The sequence below is a fragment of the Candidatus Jidaibacter acanthamoeba genome (genome assembly GCF_000815465.1).
Taxonomy (GTDB): domain Bacteria; phylum Pseudomonadota; class Alphaproteobacteria; order Rickettsiales; family Midichloriaceae; genus Jidaibacter; species Jidaibacter acanthamoebae.
Genome location: NZ_JSWE01000014.1, coordinates 1 through 1,102 on the forward strand (window position 1 = coordinate 1; position 1,102 = coordinate 1,102).

The window sequence follows — 1,102 nt, forward strand, 5'->3', positions numbered from 1 at the left end:
TAAAATGGAAAACCAAAGATGCTATGGGTTATCATAGTTATAAAACAGCTTATAATACCATTCGAGGGATTGAGACAATCAATATGTTATTCAAGGGGCAGCTTTATCACTTACTTAAGAGCTCTGCTATAAATATTAAATACTTTGTTGAAAGGCAATTTAACTTACCTACCCCTGCTTATATTTTCTAAAAAACCTCATAAAATTTTATAACTTCTTCCTTCAATTTTATTCTTTGCAACACAACCGTTATTTGTATACTAGACATGCGATCGAAAACATGTATCCTGTGCATATAGTTGGTGGGGTAAAGGGTAGAGTAGCCGGTCATACTTCAGAAAACCATCCTCCAACCGGGTTAAGTCCTAAATTTGTTGAGCATATTATAAATAGTAGAAATACAAAAGTACCCCATGTTAAGAACGGAGTTAGTAGAATAGCACATATTGAAGGAACTTTTAAAGTAGTAACAGAAGGAGATTTAGTTATAACTATTGTTAGAAGTAGTGAGGGATTTAAAGAGGATAAAGGCAAAGGAAGAGGTTAAAATGGAAGAATCACATTATAAAAGAATGTTAAAGAGAATCATTGAAGTATTTGATGATTATAAAAAAGGAAAACGTCAATCTGGCTCTATACTTAGCGTTACGTCGAGTAATACCGGAGCTTTAGACGCATTACCTATAGATTTTGAAAATAAAACTAATAGTTTTTTAGATAGCGTAAGAGCTATAAAAGAGGAAGATATATTTTCCATAGAAAAAGAATATACCCCAGATAGTGAGGAAGAACGTAAAAGAATTGTCAATCGTATAGAAGAATACGAACCATATATACATGAATTGCTCAAGATTGACCGTTAAAATAATTGAAAATACTATTATTAAAAAGCTATTAAACTTAAATAATATATAGAGAATGGCAACATACAAATATACAACTAAAGAACTAATTGATTGTGTATACTACGAGAGCAGTTTAGAGTTGCTTGCAGCACTTAAGCTAATAGTCACTAATGGAATAGAGGCTAATGGCAGCCTTCAAGGGTTACATGATAACATGCTACCAGCACTCACAGGTGAGCAATTGAATCTTGGCCCCT

4 protein-coding genes are annotated in these 1,102 nt (G+C 32.7%); all 4 read left to right on the top strand.

Annotated features, from left to right (window positions below; all coding sequences use genetic code 11):
* Positions 1–191, top strand: a 191-nt coding sequence (locus NF27_RS12135; protein WP_039454516.1) for a hypothetical protein, incomplete at its 5' end; no start/stop codon positions are given.
* A gap of 62 nt (positions 192–253) precedes the next feature.
* Positions 254–547 (top strand): hypothetical protein, encoded by a 294-nt coding sequence (locus NF27_RS00190; protein WP_204367843.1) that lies wholly within the window; start codon positions 254–256, stop codon positions 545–547.
* Between the two features lies 1 nt (position 548).
* Entirely contained in the window at positions 549–863 is a 315-nt protein-coding gene (locus NF27_RS00195) for a hypothetical protein (protein WP_039454527.1), read from the top strand.
* 55 nt (positions 864–918) lie between these two features.
* On the top strand, positions 919–1,102 hold a 184-nt coding region (locus tag NF27_RS00200; RefSeq protein WP_039454529.1), incomplete at its 3' end, for a hypothetical protein.

Excerpts from the sequence above, each read along its gene's own strand:
- NF27_RS00195 (WP_039454527.1), top strand. The coding sequence starts at position 549 with ATGGAAGAATCACATTATAAAAGAATGTTAAAGAGAATCATTGAAGTA.